At 42.9% G+C, this 19224-nt stretch carries 19 protein-coding genes; 6 read left to right on the top strand and 13 right to left on the bottom strand.

The window, feature by feature from the left end; all coding sequences use genetic code 11:
* Positions 1 to 44 precede the first annotated feature (44 nt).
* The 3 genes from ACFQZS_RS12725 to recJ form a co-directional block, all read right to left on the bottom strand.
* Positions 45 to 1565, bottom strand: a complete 1521-nt coding sequence (locus ACFQZS_RS12725; RefSeq protein ID WP_377100792.1) for a GH3 auxin-responsive promoter family protein — start codon at positions 1563 to 1565, stop codon at positions 45 to 47.
* Positions 1566 to 1580: 15 nt separating this feature from the next.
* Positions 1581 to 2342, bottom strand: a complete 762-nt coding sequence (gene lptB / locus ACFQZS_RS12720) for an LPS export ABC transporter ATP-binding protein (protein WP_377100790.1) — start codon at positions 2340 to 2342, stop codon at positions 1581 to 1583.
* A gap of 72 nt (positions 2343 to 2414) precedes the next feature.
* Positions 2415 to 4115, bottom strand: coding sequence for a single-stranded-DNA-specific exonuclease RecJ (gene recJ / locus ACFQZS_RS12715; protein WP_377100788.1), 1701 nt, complete (start codon positions 4113 to 4115; stop codon positions 2415 to 2417).
* 184 nt (positions 4116 to 4299) lie between these two features.
* Here recJ and ACFQZS_RS12710 point away from each other — a divergent pair, with 184 nt between their 5' ends.
* The 4 genes from ACFQZS_RS12710 (at position 4300) to ACFQZS_RS12695 (ending at position 7515) form a co-directional block, all read left to right on the top strand.
* Positions 4300 to 5061 (top strand): MBL fold metallo-hydrolase, encoded by a 762-nt coding sequence (locus tag ACFQZS_RS12710; protein WP_377100786.1) that lies wholly within the window; start codon positions 4300 to 4302, stop codon positions 5059 to 5061.
* A gap of 17 nt (positions 5062 to 5078) precedes the next feature.
* Positions 5079 to 6017 carry an NAD(P)-dependent oxidoreductase gene (locus ACFQZS_RS12705; RefSeq protein WP_377100784.1) on the top strand — a complete coding sequence of 313 codons (939 nt, stop codon included), beginning with the start codon at positions 5079 to 5081 and terminating at the stop codon, positions 6015 to 6017.
* 458 nt (positions 6018 to 6475) lie between these two features.
* A complete protein-coding gene (gene greA / locus ACFQZS_RS12700; protein WP_377100782.1) occupies positions 6476 to 6949 on the top strand; it encodes a transcription elongation factor GreA in 474 nt (157 codons plus the stop codon).
* A gap of 173 nt (positions 6950 to 7122) precedes the next feature.
* On the top strand, positions 7123 to 7515 hold the full coding sequence (locus ACFQZS_RS12695; protein WP_377100780.1) for an HIT family protein: 393 nt from the start codon (positions 7123 to 7125) through the stop codon (positions 7513 to 7515).
* A 24-nt stretch (positions 7516 to 7539) separates the two neighbouring features.
* On the opposite strand, the gene ruvC is transcribed toward ACFQZS_RS12695, so the two are convergent.
* The 8 genes from ruvC to ACFQZS_RS12655 form a co-directional block, all read right to left on the bottom strand.
* Positions 7540 to 8112, bottom strand: coding sequence for a crossover junction endodeoxyribonuclease RuvC (gene ruvC, locus ACFQZS_RS12690; protein ID WP_377100778.1), 573 nt, complete (start codon positions 8110 to 8112; stop codon positions 7540 to 7542).
* Positions 8113 to 8167: 55 nt separating this feature from the next.
* The gene (gene aat, locus ACFQZS_RS12685) at positions 8168 to 8797 is read right to left on the bottom strand and encodes a leucyl/phenylalanyl-tRNA--protein transferase (protein WP_377100776.1); all 630 of its coding nucleotides are present in this window, start codon (positions 8795 to 8797) and stop codon (positions 8168 to 8170) included.
* 11 nt (positions 8798 to 8808) lie between these two features.
* Positions 8809 to 10191 (bottom strand): histidine--tRNA ligase, encoded by a 1383-nt coding sequence (gene hisS, locus ACFQZS_RS12680; RefSeq protein ID WP_377100774.1) that lies wholly within the window; start codon positions 10189 to 10191, stop codon positions 8809 to 8811.
* 137 nt (positions 10192 to 10328) lie between these two features.
* Entirely contained in the window at positions 10329 to 10700 is a 372-nt protein-coding gene (locus ACFQZS_RS12675) for a VOC family protein (protein ID WP_377100772.1), read from the bottom strand.
* Positions 10693 to 11070, bottom strand: a complete 378-nt coding sequence (locus ACFQZS_RS12670) for a VOC family protein (RefSeq protein WP_377100770.1) — start codon at positions 11068 to 11070, stop codon at positions 10693 to 10695. The genes ACFQZS_RS12675 and ACFQZS_RS12670 overlap by 8 nt, the downstream gene beginning before the upstream one ends.
* A gap of 113 nt (positions 11071 to 11183) precedes the next feature.
* Positions 11184 to 13025: a glutamine--fructose-6-phosphate transaminase (isomerizing) gene (glmS, locus tag ACFQZS_RS12665; protein ID WP_377100768.1), complete on the bottom strand. Its 1842-nt coding sequence runs from the start codon at positions 13023 to 13025 to the stop codon at positions 11184 to 11186.
* Between the two features lie 106 nt (positions 13026 to 13131).
* Entirely contained in the window at positions 13132 to 14532 is a 1401-nt protein-coding gene (locus ACFQZS_RS12660; RefSeq protein WP_377100766.1) for a DUF4270 family protein, read from the bottom strand.
* A 15-nt stretch (positions 14533 to 14547) separates the two neighbouring features.
* The gene (locus tag ACFQZS_RS12655; protein ID WP_377100764.1) at positions 14548 to 15372 is read right to left on the bottom strand and encodes a glycogen/starch synthase; all 825 of its coding nucleotides are present in this window, start codon (positions 15370 to 15372) and stop codon (positions 14548 to 14550) included.
* A 153-nt stretch (positions 15373 to 15525) separates the two neighbouring features.
* On the opposite strand from ACFQZS_RS12655, the gene panC reads away from it, so the two are divergent.
* Together panC and panD are read left to right on the top strand one after the other, a co-directional pair.
* Entirely contained in the window at positions 15526 to 16365 is an 840-nt protein-coding gene (gene panC, locus ACFQZS_RS12650; protein WP_377100762.1) for a pantoate--beta-alanine ligase, read from the top strand.
* Between the two features lie 117 nt (positions 16366 to 16482).
* Complete coding sequence (gene panD / locus ACFQZS_RS12645) at positions 16483 to 16833, top strand: aspartate 1-decarboxylase (protein WP_377100760.1); 351 nt, start codon at positions 16483 to 16485, stop codon at positions 16831 to 16833.
* 244 nt (positions 16834 to 17077) lie between these two features.
* Here the strand turns inward: panD and ACFQZS_RS12640 are convergent, their stop codons facing one another.
* Both ACFQZS_RS12640 and ACFQZS_RS12635 read right to left on the bottom strand, forming a co-directional pair.
* The gene (locus ACFQZS_RS12640) at positions 17078 to 18514 is read right to left on the bottom strand and encodes a TolC family protein (protein WP_377100758.1); all 1437 of its coding nucleotides are present in this window, start codon (positions 18512 to 18514) and stop codon (positions 17078 to 17080) included.
* Between the two features lie 2 nt (positions 18515 to 18516).
* On the bottom strand, positions 18517 to 19194 hold the full coding sequence (locus tag ACFQZS_RS12635) for an ABC transporter ATP-binding protein (protein WP_377100756.1): 678 nt from the start codon (positions 19192 to 19194) through the stop codon (positions 18517 to 18519).
* Positions 19195 to 19224: the final 30 nt, after the last annotated feature.

Raw genomic sequence — 19224 nt, 5'->3', positions numbered from 1 at the left:
AAATAGTTGGTCAAAAAATCGAAAATCCGAAATCCGAAATAAAACTACCCCACCAACTCCACCACCTTCAAAATAGCATCAACATATTCGCGGTTATTAGCCAGGCGCGGTACTTTATGCTGCCCGCCTAATTTGCCCCTGTCGCGCATCCAGTTAAAGAAAGTATCTTTCGGCACGTTACGCACTATCGGGCGGCGCAGGGCCATATCTTTAAAGCGCTTAGCGTCGTAGTCAGAGTTTACGCGGCGCAGGGTTTCGTCCATAATATCAACAAAGCGTTCAAACTCTAAAGGGCGCTTTTCAAACTCTATCAGCCATTCGTGGGCACCGCACTCATCGCCGTTAAAGTAAACGGGGGCCGCGGTGTAGTCGCGAATTATGGCACCTGTTTGGGCACAGGCTTCTGCCAGGGCACGCTCGGCGTTGTCTATAATTATCTCTTCGCCAAAGGCGTTTATAAAATGTTTGGTGCGCCCGGTTATTTGTATCCGGAAAGGATCAAGCGAGGTGAATTTAATGGTATCACCTATCATGTAGCGCCAAAGCCCCGCATTGGTACTGATGATAAGCGCATAGTTTTTATCCAGCTCCACTTCATCCAACGTTAGCGTATGCGGGTGTTCATCGTGCAGATTTTCTAAGGGCAAAAACTCGTAAAAAACGCCATAATCCAGCATTAGCAGCATTTCGCCGGGTTCTTTGGTGTCCTGAATGCCGAAGAATCCTTCTGATGCGTTGTAATTTTCCAGATAGTACATGTTATCATCAGGAATGAGCTTTTTAAACTGCTCGCGGTAAGGGGTAAAATTAACCGCGCCGTGGAAATACATCTCCAGGTTGGGCCATACTTCCAGCAGGTTTTTTTTTCCGGTTATCTCTAATATGCGTTTAAATAAAAGCAGGTTCCAGGTAGGCACACCGCTTATGCTGGTAACATTAACATCTTTGGTAGCGTGGGCCATACGCTCTATTTTCTCTTCAAAGTTTTCCAGCAGGGCAATATCCAGATCAGGCGTGCGATGAAACTCGGCCCATAGCGGCAGGTTCTTCATCAGTACTGCAGACAGATCGCCAAAAGAGGTATCCGGGCTCAGCTGACTTATTTGATGACTGCCGCCAAGCGTAAGGATTTTACCCGTAAACATCTTGGCATCCGGGCGATTATTGAAATAAATAGTGAGCAGGTCCCTGCCGCCTTTAAAATGACATTCTTCCAGGGCGTCTTCGCTCACGGGGATAAATTTGCTCCTGTCGTTTGTTGTACCCGATGACTTGGCAAACCATCTTATCTCTGATGGCCACAGCACATTTTGCTCGCCTTGCAGCATGCGCTCTATGTAGGGCTTTAACGTATCATAAGTTTGTATGGGTACGCGCTCCTTAAACTCTGTAAGGTTGGTGATACTTTTATAGTGGTGCTTTTTACCCCACTCGGTGTTCTCGGCACGCGTTATCAGTTGTTCAAACCACTCCTCCTGTACCTCGTTAGGATACTTCATAAAAAGCTCTATCTGGTGGATACGCTTTTTCATGAACCACGTAAAAACAGAGTTAAAAATGGTCATACAATTGGTTTATAATTATTGACTTACTTTCTGCCCATCGGCCGAAAAGTTTTTCCGCTTTAAAACAAAGTTGGCTCCAAGGTATACCTTTCGCACCATTTCATTCTCCGCTAAAACTTCGGGTACGCCGCTTTCCAGTATCTTACCCTCAAACAGCAGATAAGCCCTGTCTGTTATTGACAGTGTTTCCTGCACGTTATGGTCGGTTATCAATATACCAATATTACGGTATTTTAGCTTAGCCACCATAGATTGAATTTCTTCAACCGCTATGGGGTCAACACCGGCAAAAGGTTCATCCAACAAAATAAAATTAGGTTCAGCAGCAAGTGCGCGTGCTATCTCCGTGCGGCGGCGTTCACCGCCGGATAGCAGGTCGCCGCGGTTGCGGCGCACTTTATGCAAGCTAAACTCATCTATCAGGGTTTCCAGCTTTTCTTCCTGCACATCTTTTGGCAGCTTACCCATCTCCAGCACTGCCTTAATATTATCTTCAACAGTTAGCTTCCTAAAAACTGATGCTTCCTGAGCCAGGTAGCCAATGCCTTTTTGCGCACGGCGGTACATAGGATCAGTAGTGATGTTTTGATCATCCAAAAAGATGTTACCCTCGTTAGGTTTTATCAAACCAACAATCATGTAGAACGATGTTGTTTTACCCGCCCCGTTCGGCCCCAGTAAACCCACAATCTCCCCCTGCTCCACGTTAAAAGAAACATCGTTTACAACAGTACGCTGCTTATACTTTTTTATTAAATGCTCTGCTCTTAGTATCATTGTGTTGCTTTAGTTGTAAGTTGTATGTTATAAGTTGTAAATAGTCAACACCTACAACTCATAACATATAACTTACAACATTCTAATTCCCTTTATATTTAATTGTATGGTTCGCTTTTCGCGCCAAACGTTTTCTTCAATCGCATAGCAAATATCAAAAGGTACATCCTTTTTTATTTGCGATGCATATTCGCCATGATTAAAGGCTATGCAATCAAAATGTGCAGACCCGGGTTGCATCACCGTCATTTTTATATGATTACTGCCCACAATGGCCGGGCTACCGCTAACATACACATTTTTGCTGATGAACACCGGCGCCATATTTTCGGGCCCAAATGGGGCAAACTGGTTCAATATCCTAAAAAATTTAGGTTCTATCTGCTCTAAACGTAATTCGGCATCTATTGGTATTTGTTGTATCAGTTGCTCGCTGGTAATACTGGCGCTCACCACTTCTTCAAACTTATCTATAAAAGCAGGTACATTGTCTGGGTGCATGGTTAAACCCGCCGCGTATTTATGCCCTCCAAACTGGATTAAAAGGTCGCTGCATTCGCAAAGTGCTTCATAAAGATCATACCCAAAAACAGAACGTGCAGAACCCGCCACATGGCCATTTGATTGCGTTAAAACTACCGTTGGACGGTAATATTTCTCGGTAAGTCTTGACGCTACAATGCCTATCACGCCTTTATGCCAATTCTCATTAAACACAACGGTAGATTTACGCCCAATCAATACATCGTCACTCCCTATCATTTCCAGCGCCTGGTCGGTAATAGACAGATCGTGTTCTTTTCGCTCCGTATTTTTAATGTTGATCAGGTCGCCCTTTAACTGCGCGTCAGCTTCGTTGCAAGCTATCAATAGCTCCACGGCATGTTTAGCATCATCAATACGCCCCGCCGCGTTAATGCGTGGGCCCAACAGAAAAACAATGTCAGATATAGTGTAGCTAATGCTTTTACCCGCTACACCCATTAAAGTTTTAAGGCCTATGCACGGTTCGCTGTTTAGTTTTTGTAAACCAAAATAAGCCAGTGTACGGTTCTCGCCGGTAATAGGTACAATATCGCAAGCTATGCTCACAGCCACCAGATCGGCATAGCGGGCAACCTTTTCAAAATCGATGTCATTCTTTTCGGCAAAGGCCTGTATCAGCTTAAAACCAATGCCGCAACCCGAAAGCTCTTTGTAAGGATAATTACAATCGCGGCGTTTTGGGTCTAATACGGCAATCGCCTCGGGCAGTTCATCGCCGGGGGTATGGTGGTCGCATATCACAAAATCAACTCCTAATGAGTTGGCGTAAGCAATTTTATCAACAGATTTTATCCCGCAGTCCAGCGCAATTATTAAGGTAAAACCATGTTGTGCAGCATAGTCAATCCCCTGCTGGGAGATACCGTATCCTTCTTTATACCTATCGGGGATATAGTACTCAATATAGCTATGGTACTGTTTAAAAAAACTGTACACAACTGCAACTGACGTGGTACCATCCACGTCATAATCGCCATATATAAGTACTTTTTCCTTATTGATAATGGCGTGTTCAATCCGCTCAATGGCCCGCTCCATATCCTTCATTAAAAAAGGATCGTGCAAGTGGCGAATGTCCGGGCGGAAGAAAAACCTGGCCTCTTCAAAGGTATTCACCCCGCGTTGCAACAACAAGGCGCTTAAAACCGGGTCGATGTTAAGTTCGGCAGCTAAACGATTTACGTTATCAACCGCCGGAACATCCTTAATCGACCACCGTTTATTCATATCTTTGTTGCTTAAAACAGTAAATATAATTTAAATGTGCAGATTTTTTAGATGTGCAGATATGCAAATGTGCAGATGTGCAGACTTTTAAATCGTTACTCATTTTAAAACAAGTATTTAACAAACATAATAACAGTAAAAATATTGCACATCTGCACCTTCGCATATCTGCACATTAACACGCATGAAAATATTCGCATTAAGTGAGGGTTCCTATTCGGTGGATGCATCAAAAAAATTCATCCCATTTGATCCTCAAAAGCATAACTACCGCGACCGCCCGGGGTCGCTATTTATACACGTTAACCCGTTTTTGGTAAAAACTTCAACAGATTTGATATTGCTTGACTCAGGTTTGGGTTACAAAGATGAAGACGGCGAGCTGATACTGCATAAAAACATCCGTAAAGCCGGTTTTGATCCTGACGATGTTACGTTGGTTTTAATGTCTCATCTGCATTATGATCACTCCGGCGGCCTGGTTGTTGAACGCGACGGTAAGCTGGAGCCCAGCTTTCCTGGTGCTGAACATGTTATTAACCGTCAGGAATGGGAGACGGCGTATACCAAGGTTTCAGACTCTTATCATACAGAAATATTTGATGTACTGCAGCGCTCGGCTACTTTAACCTTTGTTGAGGGAGATGGCGAATTTAAACCGGGCATAAAATATGAACATTCGGGCGGTCACAGTCCTTATCACCAGGTTTTCTGGCTGGAAGAGGGTGAAGACAAGTGTTTTTTTGGTGGCGACGAACTTCCCGAACCCGAACAATTGATAAGGAAATTTATTGCCAAGTATGATTACGACGGCCGGAAAGCGATGGAACTGCGAGAAATTTATGGCACTAAAGCCGCCAACGAAGGCTGGACCTGCCTTTTTTATCATGCCAAATCCAAACCCGTTAGCAAAGTGGGCCTAAACGAAAATGGCTTTGTTATTTAACACCGATAGTAATACAAATGAAGAAGAATAACACCATACTTATTGTTGACGATATACACCCCATTTTTATAGAACAGGTTGAAGCAATGGGCTACGTGTGCGACTACCAGCCGACAATCAAGTTAGACGAAGCGCTTCAAATTATTGGCAGCTACGCCGGTTTGGTTATCCGCTCTAAGTTTAATGTTGATAAAAGGGTTTTTGATGCGGCTATTAACCTGCGTTTTGTCTGCCGTGCCGGTGCAGGCATGGATAATATTGACGAGGGTTACGCTAAGGAAAAAAATATTGTATTGATCAACGCGTCAGAAGGTAATATGGATGCTGTTGGCGAACATGCGGTGGGCCTTTTACTGTCTTTGATGAATAATTTTAACACCGCCAATGAGGAAATACGCGCCGGCAAGTGGGACCGCGAAGGCAACCGCGGGCACGAATTAAAAGGCAAAACAATAGGCATTATTGGTTATGGCTTTATGGGCCGCAGCTTTGCTAAAAAGCTAAGTGGCTTTGAAGTAAACGTTATTGCTTACGATAAATATAAAACAGGCTTTAGCGATAAATACGCCCGGGAAGTTAGTATGGAAGAAATTGTAAAGCATAGTGATGTTTTGAGTCTGCATATACCGCTTACCAGCGAAACCAAAGGGCTGGTAGACGATGAATACCTGTTCCATTTTAAAAAGCCTATATTTTTTATCAATACCGCGCGTGGCGGTGTGGCCAAAGTGCAGGCAATACTCAATGCAATTAAGCAGGGCAAAGTTTTAGCTGCCGGACTAGACGTGCTGGAAACAGAGAAATTCCCTGCCTTGGCCGAACAAAGCTGGTTTGAGGAATTGACGCGTAGCGGCAAGGTAATACTAACCCCACACGTTGCCGGATGGACGTTTGACTCTTACAGAAGGATAAGCGAGGTAATGGCAGGCAAGCTGAAGCTGGCTTTTAAAGATTAATTATTGATTGCTGAAGATTGGTTGCTGAAGATTGGCTATTGAAGATTGGTGGTTGAAGATTGAAGATTAGGATCTGTCGCGCGGCACTTATCCATAGTATTAAAGAGCTGAATGGTTCGCTAATTTTCAATAACAGAAGCTAATCTTTTTTTAATTCTTCATATCACCAATCTTTAATCTTGAATCACCAATCTTCAAATATCAATCTTTAACCTTCCTCGCATCAATCTTTAATCTTCAATCACCAATCTTTAAATATCAATCACCAATCTTCAAGAACAACACAACAAAAAATTTGGATATTAAAACCCAAATCGCTTATCTTCGTTTAATACAAAAGCAAGACTATACGGGCATACCTGCATAGTCTTGTTTGTTTTTTATAACAACTCGTCCTTCTTTAAGCAGGGAGGGCGGTTTTTTTTGGCAATTTTTAATAACAATATTATACGTGAGTTATGGCAGAGGTAGCATACTTTACCAAAGAAGGTTTAGAGAAATTAAAACAGGAATTACAGGAACTGAAAACCACCGGTCGCTCAGCTATATCTAACGCGATAGCCGAGGCACGCGATAAAGGTGACTTATCTGAGAATGCAGAATATGATGCCGCTAAAGAAGCACAGGGTTTACATGAAGCCAAAATAGCACAGATGCAGGAAACATTAGCGTCGGCACGTATTCTGGATGAATCAAAGCTGGATGTTTCAAAAGTATTGGCACTATCAGTTGTTAAAATAAAAAACGTTAAAAGCGGTGCTACTATGAGTTACCAATTGGTAGCCGAGAGCGAAGCTGACATGAAATCAGGAAAAATCTCTGTTACATCACCAATAGCAAAAGGCCTTTTAGGCAAATCAGTAGGGCAAATTGCTGAGATCATTGTACCTGCCGGGAAGATGGAATTTGAGGTATTGGAGATAAGCAGATAGTATTTGTTAATGCGTGATTGAGTGAATTAGCGAATGAGTGATTGTTTCTTGCTAATTCATTCAATCACGCACCAATACATAATGAACTGGGTGGATCAGCTAACCTATCAAGTTTCTTATTCTCTCAATCACTCAATCACTCAATCACTCATTCGCTAATTCACTCATTAAACATGGCAAGTATCTTTTCAAAAATAGTAGCAGGCGATATACCGGCTTACAAGGTAGCTGAGAGCAATGATTTTCTGGCATTTTTAGATATTAACCCACTTGTTGAAGGGCATTTATTGGTGATACCCAAAAAAGAGGTCGACCGTTTGTTTGATCTGGATGATGAGACCTATACGGGCTTAATGCTCTTCGCTAAAATAGTAGCTGCTGCAATGAAAAAGGTTTTTACCTGCGACCGTATTGGCGTCACTGTTTTAGGATTAGAAGTACCACATGCGCACGTTCACCTTATTCCGCTAAACGGAATGCGCGATATGGATTTTACCCGCCCAAAATTAAAATTCACCCCCGAAGAGTTTCAAGCTATAGCTGATAAGATAAGAAAGGCGTTGTAAGTGTGCAGATATGCACATCAATAATCATTTCACTACTCGCTTGGCGTTATCCTTCACAAAATTTTCCCAACCCGAGTAATTTTTTATGGTCCCCCCCTTACCTGTTGCAACATTTTGGAACGAGTGACAAACAGCCACAGCCAAACCATCCGTAGCATCTAAAAAATCGGGCGTTTCGGTAAAGTTCAACAGGCGTTGCAGCATGCCTGCAACCTGCTCTTTTGTAGCGTTACCGTTGCCGGTAATAGACTGTTTTATTTTTCTGGGAGAATATTCGGTTACATCAATATTTCTGGACAAGGCTGCTGCCATGGCTACTCCCTGCGCACGCCCCAGCTTTAACATAACCTGTATGTTTTTGCCGTAAAACGGCGCCTCAATGGCCAGGCAATCCGGCTTATAGCTATCAATAAGTGCAACTGTTTTTTCAAAAATGCGTTGCAGTTTTAGCATATGGTCGTCAATCTTGTCCATTTTAACCACGCCCATACTTATCAGCTCTGTTTTTGAGCCGGTCTGTTTTACCAGTCCGTAACCCATAACAGCCGTACCGGGGTCAATGCCTAAAATTATACGCTCTTTTATGACTTGCTGCATATTTATTCTTTTCTGTCATTGCTGAACTTGGGTAAAGATAAATAATCACTCCGCACTATCCCGCCAATATCTCCATATATTCATCCCGACCAATCATTCGTGCGCCCATTGATTCCAGGTGCTCCGTATGAACCTGGCAATCTATCAGTTTATACTCTTGCGTTTGGCACAAAGTTATCAAAGCCACTTTTGATGCATTGCTTACCTTGCTAAACATGCTTTCGCCACAAAAAACATTGCCAACTTCAACACCGTACGCACCGCCAACCAATTCATTATTCTGCCAAACTTCAACCGACTGTGCCAAGCCTTCTTTATGCAGTTTTAAATAGGCAGCCTTCATATCACCGGTTATCCATGTGCCATCTTGCCCGGGCCTGGTTATTTGTGAGCAGGCGCTGATAACATCGGCAAAGGCTTTATTGCGTGTTACCTCAAACAGGCCTTGCTTTAAAGTTTTCTGCATGGATTTACTCACCCGCAATTCATCCGGAAAAAGCACAAAACGCTCATGGGGCGCATACCACAAAATGGGCGTATCGTGGCTATACCAGGGGAAGATGCCGCTTTGATAGGCCAGTTTAAGGCGCTCAATGGAAAGGTCTCCACCCACCGCCAGCAAGCCATCAGGCTCTGCAAGTTCAGTTGGCGGGAACACCATATCATCATTAAGCCTGAATACCATCAGGGCAAATTTCAGGAAAATTTAGCTACAATTTCACCTGCCGATAGTTTGTGCTGCGTACCGGTAAGCATATCTTTAACAGTAAGCAAGCCGCTTTGCATTTCGTCGCTGCCTATTAAAATTACGTGAGGGATATGTTTGCTATTGGCGTAATCTAACTGTTTTTTGATCTTAGCTCCGGCCGGGTAAAGTTCGGCACTAATGTTTTCCGCCCTAAGTCGCTGCAGCAGGGGCAGGGCGTACAGCTCGCCGTCTTTGTCAAAGCAGCATATTAAAACCTGCGATGCCTGACCGGCATCTTCAGGGAAAAGGCCAAGCTCTTCCATTACGTCATAGATCCTGTCGGCACCGAAAGATATACCTGCACCGGTTAGGCCTTTCAACCCGAACATACCGGTAAGGTCATCATACCTGCCGCCTCCGCCAATGCTGCCCATTTGCACCTCGTTGGTTTTCACTTCGAAAATAGCACCGGTATAATAATTAAGGCCCCGGGCAAGGGTTATGTCCAGTTCGCAGGTTGCGGTTTGCAGTTGGCAGAGTTTAAGATAACTAAAAACCTGTTCTATTTCATCGCAGCCTTTTAAGCCAATGGCAGATGCCGCCAATACTTCGCGCAGTTGGCGCAGCTTTTCTTCATTGCTTCCATCCAGCAAAATAATAGGTTTAATGCGGTCAATATCAGCCTGCGTAAAGCCACGTTCCAGCAGCTCTTTGGTAACGCCATCTAAACCTATTTTGTCCAACTTATCAATAGCGACAGTAAGGTCAACTATGTTATCAGCTTTATCTATAATCTCTGCTATTCCTGATAGAATTTTTCTATTATTGACCTTGACGGTAAAATCCTTTAATCCCAGGCGGCTTAAGGCCTCATCGTAAATCATTACAAACTCCGCTTCGTTAAGCAGCGAATCAGACCCTACCACATCAGCATCACACTGAAAAAACTCGCGGTAGCGGCCCTTTTGCGGCCTGTCTGCGCGCCAAACGGGTTGCACCTGGAAACGTTTGAAAGGGAAAGTTATCTCGTTTTGATGCTGTACAACGTAACGGGCGAAAGGAACGGTAAGATCATAACGGAGGGCTTTTTCTGAGATAACGGGTGTAAGAGCCTTAGAAGAAAACTCAAAGCTTTCAACTTTCTGCTTTCTGCTTTCTGCTTCTCCCCAAAAATCCCCGCTGTTCAAAATTTTAAACATCAGCTTATCCCCTTCATCGCCATATTTACCTGTTAAAGTGCTCAGGTTTTCCATAGACGGGGTTTCTATCTGCTGATAGCCGTATTTACGGAAAACACTTTTAATGGTATCGAATATGAAATTGCGACGCCCCATCTCCAGCGGAGAAAAATCGCGGGTGCCTTTGGGTACTGATGGTTTAATTACAGCCATGCGGCAAATGTACAAAAATGCGGGTACTAACGTCAAAGTCATGCTGAACTTGTTTCAGCACCTCACGGGACCGGCTGGCGTTGTTTGATGGGATGCTGAAACAAGTTCAGCATGACCAGGGCGATTTGGCGCACAGACTACTTCACATACTCCAACAGCTCCAACCTATTCCCAAACGGATCATAAAACGTAAAACGGGCGCGGCCGGGGATTAATGGCTCTTCGTATAATTTAATACCGTTATGCTCCAGCCAGCTACGTGATGCGGCTATATCAGTCACTTCAAAGGCGGTATGCCTTGCGGAGCGGGGCGATACCGGCTCAATACCTATATGCAGCTCAATATCCGCCCAGGTAAACCAGTGCCCGGGTACATCAAAAACATCGGGGCGCTCTTTTTGAGTAAGGCCCATAACGTTTATGTAAAACAGCCGCGCCTCTTCCAGGCGCTCAACAGGCACGCATATATTAATATGGTCGGTACGTTTATATATCAGCGGATTATTCATGTTCGGCAAATGTAAGTACGTATCCGTTGTTATCTTTTATTGAAAACTCTGTGGCTCCGTAAAACGTGGTTTCCAGGCCTTTTAAAACGGTTACCTTATCTTTTATATCTTCAAAAAACTGCCTTATGTTTTTTAAATTGATATACAACAACAGCGAGCCTCCATCCGTGCGCGATACCTCCGGAAGTTCGCCAGCCAGGCTTTCAAATGTTTGAAACATCATGGTAACGCTGCCGTTAGCCATCATTGCCCAAACCAGCTCGTCGCCGCTTTCGGGCACAGATAGGGTAATGTTAAAGCCTAAAATCTTATAAAAGGCAATAGTTGCCTTCATATCATTAACAAAAATATTGGGTGCCAGGCTTTCCATAACTTATCAGTTTACAGCGTTAAAAATACGCAAACAAGTTTCAATTGTATTTACTCATAAACAAAAAAGGCGCCCTGAATAACAGCGCGCCTTTAATGTATTGTTCAAATACTTTATTCTACCGTAACAGATTTTGCCAGGTTACGTGGCTGATCAACATTACAATTACGCATTACCGCTATGTGGTAAGCCAGCAACTGTAAAGGTATGGTAGCCAGCAGCGGAACAAATGCATCATTTGTCGCGGGTATTTCAATAACATAATCTGCCATTCCCTTAACCTCGGTATCTCCTTCGGTAACTATGGCTATAACGCGTCCGCCGCGGGCTTTCACTTCCTGTATATTGCTTACCACTTTCTCATACGAGGAGTTTTTAGTGGCAATAAACACTACCGGCAAATCGGCATCAATAAGGGCTATAGGGCCGTGTTTCATTTCGGCTGCCGGGTAACCCTCGGCATGGATATATGATATCTCCTTAAGCTTTAAAGCACCCTCTAAGGCCACTGGAAAAGAACTTCCTCTACCTAAAAACAGGCAATTGCTTGCATCTTTAAATACCCCGGCTATAGCCTCCACCTCATCATTACATTTAAGTGTCTCTTCAACCAACTCCGGTATCTGGGTAAGCTCTGTTAAATATTCAATGGATTTGCCTTTGGTCATTGTGCCCCTTACCTGGGCAATGTAAAATGCCAATAAGGTTAATACCGTAACCTGTGCTGTAAAGGCTTTTGTAGAAGCTACACCAATTTCGGGCCCCGCATGGGTGTAAACGCCCGCGTGGGTAATGCGCGGTATAGACGCGCCTACTACATTACATATGCCGAAAATGGTAGCGCCTTTTTCTTTTGCCAGTTCAAGCGCTGCCATTGTATCGGCAGTTTCGCCAGACTGTGAGATGGCAATAACAATATCTTTCTCTGATATGATGGGATTACGGTATCTGAATTCAGAAGCATATTCCACTTCAACTGATACACGTGCATATTCTTCAATCAGATACTCGCCAACAAGGCCGGCATGCCATGACGTACCACAGGCTACAATAATTATACGATCAATATTTTTGATCTTATCAGCATACTCCTTAATTCCGCCTAACTGTACTTTACCTTTCTCTGCATAAATGCGGCCACGCAGGCAGTCGCGTATTGAGCGCGCCTGCTCATAGATCTCTTTTAACATAAAGTGGTCATAACCACCTTTCTCCAACATTTCCAGTTTCAGGTCAAGTTCCTGGATATATGGTGTCTGAACAGTATTGTCTATGTTTTTTATCAGCAGATCATTACGCTGAATATAAGCTATCTCGTTATCATTTAAATAAATAACATTTTTAGTATACTCTACAATAGGTGTAGCATCTGATGCTACAAAATACTCGCCCTTGCCTACGCCAATTACCATTGGGCTGCCTTTGCGTGCTGCAATAAGCAAGTCGGGTTCTTCGGCACTCATAATTACAATGGCATAAGCGCCTATTACACGGTTAAGCGCTATACGCACCGCTTCTTTCAAATCCACGCCCGTTTCGGCCAGAATGTCCTCTACCAGGTGTATTAAAACTTCGGTATCTGTATCGCTTTTAAAAACATGGCCTTTTGCTAAAAGAGTTTCTTTAATAATGCCATAGTTCTCAATAATGCCGTTATGAATAATTGTCAGTTTGCGATCTCCGGATGAGTGCGGATGCGAATTACGATCACTTGGCGCACCGTGCGTTGCCCAGCGTGTATGGCCCATTCCTATAGCTCCGGTGAGCCTGATTCCCTTAACAAAATCTTCCAGATCACTTACCTTACCTGTTTTTTTATATACTTTAAGGTTTAAGTTTTCATCAAGTAAAGCAACACCTGCACTGTCATATCCGCGATATTCCAGGCGGCGCAGGCCTTTAATAATTATTGGATAAGCGTCTCTGTGGCCTACATAGCCTACAATTCCACACATAAATTTTATTTAAATAAAAGCTGTAAAAATAATCAGCTATATAATAAAATTATATAGCTGATTGTTTTTTATTAGTAAAGAAACCACATTTCTGCACAGAAACGTGTTATTTTGATATTTTGGTATAAATTATATTAAGTTTTATGCGATAAGGAGACGGCGAGCTGCTATCAAAGCCGATGGCCGCAGTACGCCCATCCAATTGCGCATTTGGTGTTACATCGCCAAAATAATCTGCCCCAACGTTATTTGCCGCGCCTAAATACGCGCCATAGTCAACCACTTTTCCGCGCATAAGGTCTTGTACATAGGCCGTTACCAAAAAGTGATACTCTTTTTTTTCCGGGTTGTAAAACCCACCAAATGACGAGTTGGAACGGGGGTCTGATGAAAGGTTATCCTGGATGTTAACACGCTGCTTTGCCAGGTCGAGCTTATAAAACATCAGGCTCTTTAAAGGTTCGTAAGGAATGGTTGTGCCCGACTGGGTTGTTATAACTAACTCTGCACGGTTAACAATTATATCGCTACCCACCTTAGTAATAATATCCTTTAAATACGGGAACTGTATTTTAGATCTTAACCCCAATAAACCCTGAACGTAAAAATTACCCCGCGTTTTTTGGGTGCTGGCCAGTTCTGTTGCTATAACTGTTCCGCTATAATCATGACTAATTTCGGCAGATCTTACGTTGCTCGGCATAATTATATATGTGGTATCTATCTTATCAAGCCCGGCAGAAGTTGTTTTTATTTTGAAATAAACTTTAACAGACGCAGAGTCCATGCCTAACATAAAAGTACCACCGGGTCCTGTTTGCCCTTTATCAAGCGTAACATACAATCCGTTAACCGCGTTCTTAAAAATAAGGTTTGATGCTAATTGCGAAGCGGGCGCATCAAATAAATTATCTCTTATAAATTGCGGGTTAATAGGAATGCGTAACTGCGGCGCAAATTTTTGTAATGAATCTTTTTTATCCCTTATAGGCTCAACAACCTTAACACTATCATTAGTTCTGGAAAAGAATGATTGTGAGCCTAACAATACGCTTTTATGCTTCCATTTTTTTGAAGCAGGATAAGAAGCGGATGATAACATGCGTTCGTCTAACTGATACACGTTAGCCTTATAACGCGTTGTGATGGAGTCGCCGTAAAAGCCGCTGGTATAAGGTAAAACTAATACAGCCGAATCTATTGTTATAGTACCTGCCGGCAAGGCGTATGCAGAGCTTACAGGCAAATTCAGATCCATTGCTACATTAGATTCTGTAATGCCAAAAACCGGGTCTTTAAAATAGGATAAAGGTGTTCTTGTTAAACCAGATCCAGGGGCGTCATCCTCGCGCACAGTACTAATAAATACCGAAGATGTGTCTATCAGTTTGCCTTCAATAATATTATCACTATTAACCCCAAGGTTAACGGTGCCTTGCTTTTTACAGCCACTTAAAATAAAAAGACTTATTAACAGGGTCAATAAGTCTAATCTGAAAAATTTCATATTCGATCTCAAAGCTTATACAACATTTACCAATTCTTCAGTGGTAATTTCGTCGTAAAAATTGTAATAATTTTCGAAATCTGCAGTGGAATTGAACTCTAAAACCGATTTATGGCTGTTTTTAACATTATTTAACACATCCTCATCGATATTCTCGCCGGCCAGTACAATGCCATCGCTGTAATGAATAGCACCTTCGTAAAGCGAAGTATTGGTGCCCGGTTTGTACATTTCGGTATGTTGCTCTGTCATGCCGCTCATAACTGCCTTTTGGGCAAAATCAGCATTCATTTCACCTTTAAAATCATTTTCATAAATAGAGTAAACTATTTTTGAATGCTTAAAGGTCGGATCATCTTTATAAGTTGTTTTTAAGTACGCCGGCACTAAAGAACTCATCCAGCCATGACAGTGTATAATGTCTGGCGCCCAACCTAATTTCTTAACCGTTTCCAACGCTCCCTTACAGAAAAATATCATCCGCTCATCGTTATCGGCGTAAAACTTCCCGTCTTTATCCTCAAACACTTGCTTTCGCTGAAAATACTCTTCGTTGTCCAGAAAATAAACCTGCATACGCGCTGCCGGTATAGAGGCAACTTTAATTATCAGCGGATTATCATTATCATTAATAATAATATTCATACCCGATAAGCGGATCACTTCATGAAGGCGATTCCTGCGCTCATTGATATTACCGAAACGAGGCATAAGGATACGGATCTCGTAACCTTTTTCCTGCATTGCCTGCGGAAGTTGCCGTGTTATTTCAGAAATTTTAGTGAGTTCAAGGAAAGGCGACATTTCATGAGTTATAAACAATAGCTTAGATTTACCCATCTCCAATTCAGAATTTAAATTATAAAACTTACCCAAAAAAATTGGGTTTGCAAATATAAGCATTATAATAACAACTATCAACCAATTACACAAGTAGTTTGGTTATTAATGATCTATTATGCAACTTAGCCCCCTTTTGTTGTTGTAAGCGCGGTGAAACATTTTACTACTATACAAAGCCTTGTGCAGCACCTGTCTGGTCTGCATAAAAAGGGCCTAAGCATTGGATTTGTACCCACTATGGGCGCTTTGCACAACGGGCATTTATCGCTTATACGCATAGCGCAGCAACAATGCGATATAGTAGTTTGCAGCATTTTTGTTAACCCAACACAGTTTAATGACCCGCGCGACCTGGAAAAATATCCCCGCCCCATTGCAGAGGACATAAAAAAATTAGAGCAGGTAAAAGCTGATATTTTGTTTGAACCCAGGGTAAAAGAGATGTATGCCGATAATGAGCATTGGCATTTACCCATAGGCGAATTAGAGCATTTGTTGGAAGGGGCATCGCGCCCGGGCCACTACCAGGGCGTTACCCAGGTGGTTAATAAACTGTTTGCCATTGTTAAACCCGACGTTGCCTTTTTTGGGCAAAAAGATTACCAGCAGTTTTTAGTGATAAGCAGAATGGTGACTTTGCTTAACCTGCCTGTTAAACTAATTATGTGCCCTATAGCGCGCGAAACTGATGGTCTGGCCATGAGTTCGCGCAATGTGCACTTGTCGGCCACAGAGCGGCAGAACGCGCTTATACTGTCAAAAACGCTCAACAGGGTTAAGCATAATTTTAATAGCGATGATATATGGCGGCTTAAGCTTGAAGCCGAACGGGCCATTGCCGCCCAGCCAGGAGTAGAATTATCTTACTTTGAAATTGCCGATGCTGAAACATTGCATGCTGCAACAGCAAACACCCCCCATATTGTCGCCCTGGTTGCCGCTAAAGTGGGCAATACCCGGTTGATTGATAATGTGATATTAGTTGATTAGTGATTGGTTGATTAGTGATTAGTTTTAAAAGCTTGATAACATCAGTACTAATCAACTAAATGTAATCATTTACTAATCTCTGCTCAACTAATCACTAATTAACTTAATTTTACCCCCATGATTATTGAATTATTGAAATCAAAAATTCATCGTGCCCGTGTTACCCAGGCAGAGCTTAACTACGTGGGCAGCATTACTATTGATGAGGATTTGATGGATGCGGCAAATATTATTGCCAATGAGAGGGTGCAGATAGTTAACAATAACAACGGTGCCCGTTTTGAAACCTATGTAATTAAAGGCGAGCGTGGCACAGGTACCATTTGCCTTAATGGCGCTACGGCCCGTTTGGCGGCGGTTGGCGATATAGTTATCATCATGTCGTACGCGCACATGGATATGGACGAAGCGCGCAAATATGAGCCTATATTGGTATTTCCGGACAATGATAATAAGTTGCTGAAGTAATTTATTGGCGCCCGTCACTGTAACCCTATTTCAGGACAAACAGTGGGACAAAAAAGTTGAACTTTTCAGCATATCTGTAAATCAGTTAGTTAACTAAAAATTACAGCTAATTTTCCTGACTTATAAGTTGTCTCACTTTGTCCCAGCGCAAAAACACAAATACCTCACTACCAGAATTTTACTGAAAAATCTGTCCCAACTTGTCCCACTTTGTCTCACACACACGTGGGACAAGAACTAGCTTTTACAACGCCAGTTTCCCCTGGTAATAATCTAATATGCGGGTACGGATAAGGTAATCGTACCGGGCGTTTATAAGGTTTATCAACGTTTGATCAAGCTTACCCTTTACAACCAAAAAATCAACAGACGTAGATGCCCCCGCATTAAAACGGGCTTCGGCTATGCGGAACGACTCTGTAAAAGCCTCTGTTTGGGCTTGTAAAAGCTGATAACGCTCAAACGCGGCGCCCATATTAGCATACGCCTGATCTATGTTTACTTTTAACTGTACCTGGTTTGCCTGTTCATTGTCTCGCGCGGTTTGCAGTGTGAGCTTGGCCAGCGCTATCCTGTTCCTGTTTTGAAACCCGTTAAGTATGGGCACACGCAAACCCACCCTTACATTGGTGCTATAATTATTTCTGAACTGATCTACAAAGCCTATGTCTTGCCCTATGTAATTAGATTTCATAGTGTAGACCGGTTGGCGGCCTGCCGGCGTTTCTATAAAGTCGCCGGTAGCGGCAACAGTTTCATTAACAAATAAAGACCGCTGCGCCGCGCTTGAGTAGTTGGTGTTTAAACCGCCTGATAGTGAAAGGGTAGGCAATAAGGTGCCTTTAGCAACTTTCAATCCTTTTTCGGCACTCTGCCTTTTTAATGTGCCTGATTTAACCAGCGCAAAGTTATTTAGGGCCAAGTTGTAAATTTGCTGCGCGGTTTCACCATAATTTCCGGTTACCGCGTCAGTTGCCTGCCGCTGAAACCTGATGCTATTATTGTAGGGTACATTAAGCATCTGCAGCAAGTTCAATTTATTTCCTGTAACGGCATTCCGGGCAGTAATAAGACTCACCTTATCAGCTGCTAACTGTCCTTTAATATCATAAAACGTTTGGGGTGGCGCGGCGCCTTCTTTATTAAGCACATCCGCGCGTTCCATTTGCTTTTCAGAAACCGCCAATTGTGTTTTTGCCTGTTCCAATTGATCTTCGCTGCTGAGCACCTGCAGGTAAGCTATAATTAAGTTAAGCGTTAGAGTGTTTTTGGCCTGCTCCAGATCCATTTTACCGGCCTGATAGGCAAGTGCTGTTTGCCTGATGCTGTTTTGCAGCGTTAACCCGCCCGACAAGATCAAACTTCCGTTTAAGCCATAATTGCCTGAGGTTATTGGCTGTTCAAGGTAACCGTTAGTAAACGGGTTTAAGCTGCGGCCCTGACTAAAGCTCTGGCTGGCATCTCCGTTAAAAGATGGTAGCAGGTTTTCGCGGGCCTGTTGCCAGTAAATACGGGTGGCCTCCATCTGCGCTTCCGTCTGTTTTATCATCAGGTTATTTTTGATACCAATATCCAGGCACTGCTGTAGCGTAAGCACGGTATCGGTTATCTGCTGGGCTGCGGCGTACTTACCCATTGCAAGCAGCGCTAAAAAAATAAAGTATCTACTTACCCTGCCCATTTTTAAATTTGTTGTGATGACGCGATAGCGCCGTCAAGCAGATTAATAATGCGCGTACCGTACGCCGCATTCTTTTCAGAATGGGTTACCTGTATTATGGTCATGCCTTCTTCCTTATTCAACTTGCGAAAGAGCTCCATTATCTCTTCACCCTGTTTTGAGTTGAGGTTACCTGTAGGTTCATCAGCAAGTAATAATTTAGGTTTTACAATAAGCGCACGGGCTATACCAACCAGTTGCTGCTGCCCGCCAGATAGCTGCGATGGGAACAGATCTTTTTTACCCACTATTTGAAAACGATCCAGCATATCGGCAACCAGGGCTTTGCGCTCAGATCCTTTTACATCATGATAAAGCAAGGGCGTTTCAATGTTTTCATAAACATTCAGCTCATCAATTAAATGATACGCCTGAAACACAAAGCCTATATTTTTTTTGTACAGGGCTGAACGCTGTTTTTCTTTTAGCTGATGAACGGGCTCATTCACAAAATAGTGGTAACCGTCTGAAGGTTCGTCCAACATGCCGATAATATTAAGCAGGGTTGATTTACCCGACCCTGAAGGCCCCATAATAGACACAAACTCCCCGGCATCAACATCAAGGTTGATATTGTTGAGTATGTTTACCTGCGCACCGCCGTTTTTATAGTATTTTGATATGTTTTTTAGTGATAACATTATTATAATTTTTGAATTGCTGATTGAGTG

The sequence above is a fragment of the Mucilaginibacter calamicampi genome, assembly GCF_042676765.1.
Taxonomy (GTDB): Bacteria; Bacteroidota; Bacteroidia; order Sphingobacteriales; family Sphingobacteriaceae; genus Mucilaginibacter; species Mucilaginibacter calamicampi.
Note: the sequence above shows the minus strand (reverse complement) of the source record. Positions and strands in the feature narration are given on the sequence as shown.

Coding starts and splice junctions, on each gene's coding strand:
- ACFQZS_RS12640 (WP_377100758.1), bottom strand. CDS start 18,514: ATGGGCAGGGTAAGTAGATACTTTATTTTTTTAGCGCTGCTTGCAATG.
- aat (WP_377100776.1), bottom strand. CDS start 8,797: ATGGTATTCAGGCTTAATGATGATATGGTGTTCCCGCCAACTGAACTT.
- glmS (WP_377100768.1), bottom strand. CDS start 13,025: ATGTGTGGAATTGTAGGCTATGTAGGCCACAGAGACGCTTATCCAATA.
- hisS (WP_377100774.1), bottom strand. CDS start 10,191: ATGGCTGTAATTAAACCATCAGTACCCAAAGGCACCCGCGATTTTTCT.
- greA (WP_377100782.1), top strand. CDS start 6,476: ATGGCAGAGGTAGCATACTTTACCAAAGAAGGTTTAGAGAAATTAAAA.
- ACFQZS_RS12695 (WP_377100780.1), top strand. CDS start 7,123: ATGGCAAGTATCTTTTCAAAAATAGTAGCAGGCGATATACCGGCTTAC.
- panD (WP_377100760.1), top strand. CDS start 16,483: ATGATTATTGAATTATTGAAATCAAAAATTCATCGTGCCCGTGTTACC.
- ACFQZS_RS12710 (WP_377100786.1), top strand. CDS start 4,300: ATGAAAATATTCGCATTAAGTGAGGGTTCCTATTCGGTGGATGCATCA.
- ACFQZS_RS12675 (WP_377100772.1), bottom strand. CDS start 10,700: ATGAATAATCCGCTGATATATAAACGTACCGACCATATTAATATATGC.
- ACFQZS_RS12655 (WP_377100764.1), bottom strand. CDS start 15,372: ATGGGTAAATCTAAGCTATTGTTTATAACTCATGAAATGTCGCCTTTC.
- ACFQZS_RS12635 (WP_377100756.1), bottom strand. CDS start 19,194: ATGTTATCACTAAAAAACATATCAAAATACTATAAAAACGGCGGTGCG.
- ruvC (WP_377100778.1), bottom strand. CDS start 8,112: ATGCAGCAAGTCATAAAAGAGCGTATAATTTTAGGCATTGACCCCGGT.
- lptB (WP_377100790.1), bottom strand. CDS start 2,342: ATGATACTAAGAGCAGAGCATTTAATAAAAAAGTATAAGCAGCGTACT.
- ACFQZS_RS12725 (WP_377100792.1), bottom strand. CDS start 1,565: ATGACCATTTTTAACTCTGTTTTTACGTGGTTCATGAAAAAGCGTATC.
- recJ (WP_377100788.1), bottom strand. CDS start 4,115: ATGAATAAACGGTGGTCGATTAAGGATGTTCCGGCGGTTGATAACGTA.
- ACFQZS_RS12660 (WP_377100766.1), bottom strand. CDS start 14,532: ATGAAATTTTTCAGATTAGACTTATTGACCCTGTTAATAAGTCTTTTT.
- ACFQZS_RS12670 (WP_377100770.1), bottom strand. CDS start 11,070: ATGGAAAGCCTGGCACCCAATATTTTTGTTAATGATATGAAGGCAACT.
- ACFQZS_RS12705 (WP_377100784.1), top strand. CDS start 5,079: ATGAAGAAGAATAACACCATACTTATTGTTGACGATATACACCCCATT.